The sequence below is a fragment of the Planctomycetia bacterium genome (assembly GCA_034440135.1).
In the GTDB taxonomy this organism is placed as follows: Bacteria; Planctomycetota; Planctomycetia; order Pirellulales; family JALHLM01; genus JALHLM01.
The window spans coordinates 1-4,633 of sequence record JAWXBP010000316.1; the positions used below are offsets into that span (position 1 = coordinate 1).

Annotated in this window: 5 protein-coding genes and 1 tRNA gene; 3 read left to right on the top strand and 3 right to left on the bottom strand. The window is 61.2% G+C overall.

Going from position 1 to position 4,633, the window contains the following annotated elements:
- Positions 1-138: 138 nt before the first annotated feature.
- The gene (locus tag SGJ19_18935; protein MDZ4782326.1) at positions 139-954 is read right to left on the bottom strand and encodes an AAA family ATPase; all 816 of its coding nucleotides are present in this window, start codon (positions 952-954) and stop codon (positions 139-141) included.
- 117 nt (positions 955-1,071) lie between these two features.
- On the opposite strand from SGJ19_18935, the gene SGJ19_18940 reads away from it, so the two are divergent.
- The 3 genes from SGJ19_18940 (at position 1,072) to SGJ19_18950 (ending at position 2,411) form a co-directional block, all read left to right on the top strand.
- A complete protein-coding gene (locus SGJ19_18940) occupies positions 1,072-1,806 on the top strand; it encodes an RsmE family RNA methyltransferase (GenBank protein ID MDZ4782327.1) in 735 nt (244 codons plus the stop codon).
- A gap of 51 nt (positions 1,807-1,857) precedes the next feature.
- A tRNA-Leu gene (locus SGJ19_18945) sits at positions 1,858-1,943 on the top strand.
- 240 nt (positions 1,944-2,183) lie between these two features.
- Positions 2,184-2,411: a hypothetical protein gene (locus tag SGJ19_18950; GenBank protein MDZ4782328.1), complete on the top strand. Its 228-nt coding sequence runs from the start codon at positions 2,184-2,186 to the stop codon at positions 2,409-2,411.
- An 86-nt stretch (positions 2,412-2,497) separates the two neighbouring features.
- Here SGJ19_18950 and SGJ19_18955 read toward each other — a convergent pair whose 3' ends face one another.
- Entirely contained in the window at positions 2,498-3,409 is a 912-nt protein-coding gene (locus tag SGJ19_18955) for a tyrosine-type recombinase/integrase (protein ID MDZ4782329.1), read from the bottom strand.
- A gap of 367 nt (positions 3,410-3,776) precedes the next feature.
- A complete protein-coding gene (locus tag SGJ19_18960; protein ID MDZ4782330.1) occupies positions 3,777-4,460 on the bottom strand; it encodes a hypothetical protein in 684 nt (227 codons plus the stop codon).
- Positions 4,461-4,633 lie beyond the last annotated feature (173 nt).

Below are 4,633 nucleotides of genomic sequence, written 5' to 3' on the forward strand. Positions count from 1 at the left end.
CCACGTTTTAGCGCCCCGTCGATAAAATGCAAGCTCGATCGAATAAATTCACAGCCTCTCCGCGAAAGGTCCGGAGCCTTTCGCGGAGCGAAAGGAGACGATGGGTCACACGACCGTGTGACATCTGCCCGTCACGGCTCAGCGCGGCGACATCACTTCCGACAGCGCCAACTCGTCGAACACGCTCTGTACGGTGCTCGCGTCCACTTCCGGCAGTTCTTGCCCGGCGCCGGCCAGCAAAGCAAGGTTGGCCAATTGTGCGACACGTCGCGGCTGACCGCCGGTCAGCAGGTGTACGCGTTCTAGCGCCGCGTAACTGAATGCGGCCGACCCGCAGCGCGCGGCCGCCAACATCGAGCGCACATAGGCCGCCGTATCGCCGGCGTCCCATGGGTCCAAGTTCACTCGCAACTCCGCGAGTTGCAGCACGCGCTGCCCCAGCCGCGCCGCCAGATCCGGCATGGCGGCGAGCACGATGGTCAATCGCGTTTCAGGCGTTTGTTCCCAATCCAGGAATCGCGCCAACAGCGTCGTTAGCTCCGGCGTGGCTTCGTGCGCATCATCGAACAGCAGCACAGTCGCCCGTTGTTGATAACGTTGCGTCAACAGTAAGTCCATCACCGACCGCCACAGCCACCCGCGCGACGCTTCCCGAGCAGGGTTCAGTCCGCACGCGGCGGCGATTTGCCACAGCGTCTCGTCTTCATCCAACCCTTGGAGATTCACGAGTACGGTCGTCGTCGCGGTGCGTGCCAGGCTGGCGCGCAGCACTTCCAACACCGTGCTCTTACCGGTCCCGCGATCCCCCAGCAACAATCCAACGCGCCGCCCATCGTCGATCAGGAATTGCAGCCTTGCCAGGGCCTCGTCATGCGTTGGACTGGCGAAAAAATGGCGCACGGCGTATCGCGGCGCGAACGGGGAATGCGCGAGCTTCCAGTGTTGTAAGTACATGAATCCCCTCGTTCGGCGAACATGACGCAGCGCGCAGCATCCGCGACCGGACGCTGCCGCACCACTTCCATAATCGGTAGAATCCAGCGATTCACTTCACCTCAAGCCCAGGTCGTCATGGCCGATCGCTATTTCGTCGAACAGGAAATCCAAGCGGCCACGGCACTGCTTACCGGCGCCGAAGCGCATCACCTTTTGCATGTGATGCGCGGAAAAATAGGGGATTCAGTCAAGCTGTTCGACGGCTTGGGCAAGGAATACCTCGCCCAAATTACCCGGCTTGGTCGCCGCGACGTAGAACTGGCGATCTTGAGCACGGAGCAAGTCGACCGAGAACTGCCGTTGCGGATCACGCTTGCGGTCGCACTTCCCCCCGGCGACCGCCAGCAATGGTTGGTCGAAAAAGCTACCGAGCTTGGCGTCGCTCGCCTAGTCCCGCTCCTGACGCAGCGCAGTGGCCAGGTCACCGATTCGATGTTCAACAAGCTGCGCCGCGGTGTCGTCGAAGCCTCGAAACAATGCGGCCGCAATCGCCTAATGGAAATCGCGGCGCCGGTCGCCTGGAGTGATTTCGCGGCAGTAGCCCATGAGGCGGCACGATACATCGCGGAAATCGGCGTTGCTTCCCTTAACCCTGCGACGGAGTCAGCCCGGTGGCGGAAAGAAATCGTCGCCGCCATCGGCCCCGTCGGCGATTGGACCAGCGAGGAACTGGCCCACGCTCATTCCAACAATTGGGAACCCATCGGCCTCGGCCCGCGCATCCTCCGCGTAGAAACCGCCGCCATCTCGCTCGCAGCAGTGCTGGTCGCACACGTCCAAGGCACACCACCCGCCGACCCACCCAAGTAGGCACGTCGCGCTCACGACGATACGATAGAAGCACGAGTAAAACTCTCCCTCGGCCGAGTGGCGAAATAGGCAGACGCACGGGACTTAAAATCCCGGGGTGGGTAACCACCGTGCGGGTTCGATTCCCGCCTCGGCCACTAGTGCAGTTCGATGCAATGCGCTGCGAATCAGTGCAAAACGCCCCGGTTTTCTCTGGGTTTTTTGCGCTTTCTAGCCTCCTCGGCTTTTCATCATTTTGCTCATTCTCGGTGCAATCCGGTGCAGTCCGTAACGTGCTCGATGCGAGGCGAATGGCACCATTTTCGGCACCTCTCGGCACCATAGTGGGCACCATTTTCTCGCCCAGTTTGCCATCGGTTCCCGTCGCCCATTGGACAGTGGCGTCCGTTCGCGACGTGCCCGAGGGGATCGCGGGTAAGGCCTCCACTGCCGCGGCCTGGTCCATCACGCCCAGTTTGGTGTACGTGTTCATCGTCAAGTTGATGTCGCAATGCCTGGCCAGGAGTTGGGCCGTCTTTGGCGTCACGCCGGAGCGGCTCAGGTTGGTAATGAACGTCCCCCGCAGGGCGTGGAAGTCCACGACCTGCCCCTGGGCGTCCTCGTAGGCCAGGAAGGACGACCGCTCGCGCCCTGCTCGCTCTTGCTCGTCCGCGGCCTCAGCGATCCAGGACTTTCGTGCGGCGGCCAAGTCTTAGCGGATCATTTCGGCCGTACGCTTATTGGCGACGGTGAAAAGCGGCGCGGAATCCTTGGCGTTCGCCTTCTCCGTGATCCAAGCCTCGATCCGGACGGCCAATTCCCGGCGCAGGGGAATGACGTCGCGCCGGCGGCGCTTCGAGTAGCCGGCTTCAACTGTCATGGTCGGCGGATCGGACTGAAAATCGAAGGAACGCATCGTGACCGAGCCAATCTCGTTCCGGCGAAAGCCGGTGTAGCAAGCGATGATGTAGAGGATTTCGCGGTCCCGCCCGGCCACATGCTGAATCATCGGCCCATTTGCCGCGGCGTCCAACAGACGGGCGAACTCCTCCTCCGACAACGGCCGCCGAACCCGACGTCGATCCGTCGCCTCATTCATTTTAGCGAGGTGTGCCAACCGGTCATCACTTGTGCGCCGGTCCCTCACCAACCACCGGGAGAATGACTTGATCGCCCCCAGGTAATGGTTGCTGTTCGCAGCGCCCTTTCCGTCGGACCGAAGCTGTGCCAGATAGCTCTGCACGCCGCTAGCGGAGATGTCGTTGATGCGATCGAATTTGCAGCCGTCGACTACGGAACGAACGCGTTGCTCCGTCTTGACGACGTGGGCCTCGGTCCCGCCTTTGTCTCTGAGGTACTTTCGGTAGTCGTCGAGATGTTCCGCCAGCCGCCGCCTTTGATGTCCCTCGAAAGGGCTCTCCAGCCCGGCGACTCGGCGTTCGACGCGCAAAACGTGTTCGTTTAGCATCGTCCGTGCTGCGGCCTTGTCGGACGCGAGCGGAACGCGCTTTTCGACGCCATTCTCGTCGCGAAAGCGGCCCCACCACTTGCGGGACTTGGTCTTCGTTTTCTTGCCGGACTTGGTGTCGTTGACGATGACCGGCTTCTTGTAAAGGCTTGCCACTGCAATCTCTCCTGTCGCGGCCGTGCTCGGCCAACACTTCACAGTTTCCTCGTTCCGCCGACGAACTCAAGCTCCATTTAGGGCGCGGGAAGGTATCCGATAAAGCGCCCGCAAACGCGACATGTCGTACGAATCCGGCCATCGCCGCTAGGTTGGTCTACCCAATCGGCATGATCGCAAATTGTGCATCGTTGCGCTGGCCAGCTTTTTTCGCGAAGTGTCGCGATGATTTGATCCCGTTGTGAGGCGATGGCCTCGCGCAATGCAATTGTTAGAGCGCCGTCTGGAGCGCGAAATCTCAGCCGATTCCCTTCCAGCCAAAGGGTGATCTTCCGCTCGCGAAGATGTGCCAGTAAGCCCAGGCCGTTCAAAGCTCGCCCTCCACGAATCGCACCGCGGAAACGCCGCAGGCGTGAAGGGAATGGTCCAGCGGATCTGGTTGCTCCAATGTCGAACGCGAGCTAGCCGCGAAGACGTCCTCCGCGATTTCGGATGAGCCCCCGCCAGAGCAACTGGAACCACCAGACCAACCTTGAGAGGCCGGGATGTCCCCAACCTGCGTCACGCACCATAGCGCGGTGCCGTGCGAATCACGCTTGTCGAGCGCCATACCGCCGACGTTCCGGCCACGAAGATGTGCCAATTTGTTGCCGAGGGACCGCGGGCTAGGCAACTTTCCGTACGGGGCCGGGCAGAGTTCAATTACTGCCGCTCGGACGAGTTCGTATTTGGAATGTTCGGCGGCCAAGTAGTCGATCAGCTTCGAGGAGGTGAGCCCGGTCCCTTCGGGATCGATTTCGCGCCACCCACGAATTAATGCCCGAAGTGCTTGGGCCTCACGGTCGGACGACATGGCCAGCTCTTGTCGCGTCGCACCAGGATCGGGCAGTCCTGCCCAGACGAGTGCTTGGCGGACCAAGTCGGACCAGCCCTCGAACGAGCCCCACGGCTTGAGGTCCTGTCGCGGGCGACCGGCTTGGCAGTAGGCGGATAGAATCGTCAGTGCGGACGCCAACAAACGCCGGCGTTGGCCGAGGAGCCAAACCAGCAAATTCGGGTGCTGGAATCCCTCCCGCTCTTCCGGGTTCTCAAGCTTCGAGTCCAGCCGGATGTGGCAAACCCGACGACTAGGCTCTGTTGACGATTAAATCCGCTTTAGGCGGATGAATCCGAGGGCCAGTTGGATGATTGCCAGAAATGTTTGTTTCAGTTTTTCGTAGCGAG

Bases quoted from the DNA above. Each gene is read 5' to 3' on its own strand.
- SGJ19_18935 (MDZ4782326.1), bottom strand. From the start codon at position 954: ATGTACTTACAACACTGGAAGCTCGCGCATTCCCCGTTCGCGCCGCGA.
- SGJ19_18940 (MDZ4782327.1), top strand. From the start codon at position 1,072: ATGGCCGATCGCTATTTCGTCGAACAGGAAATCCAAGCGGCCACGGCA.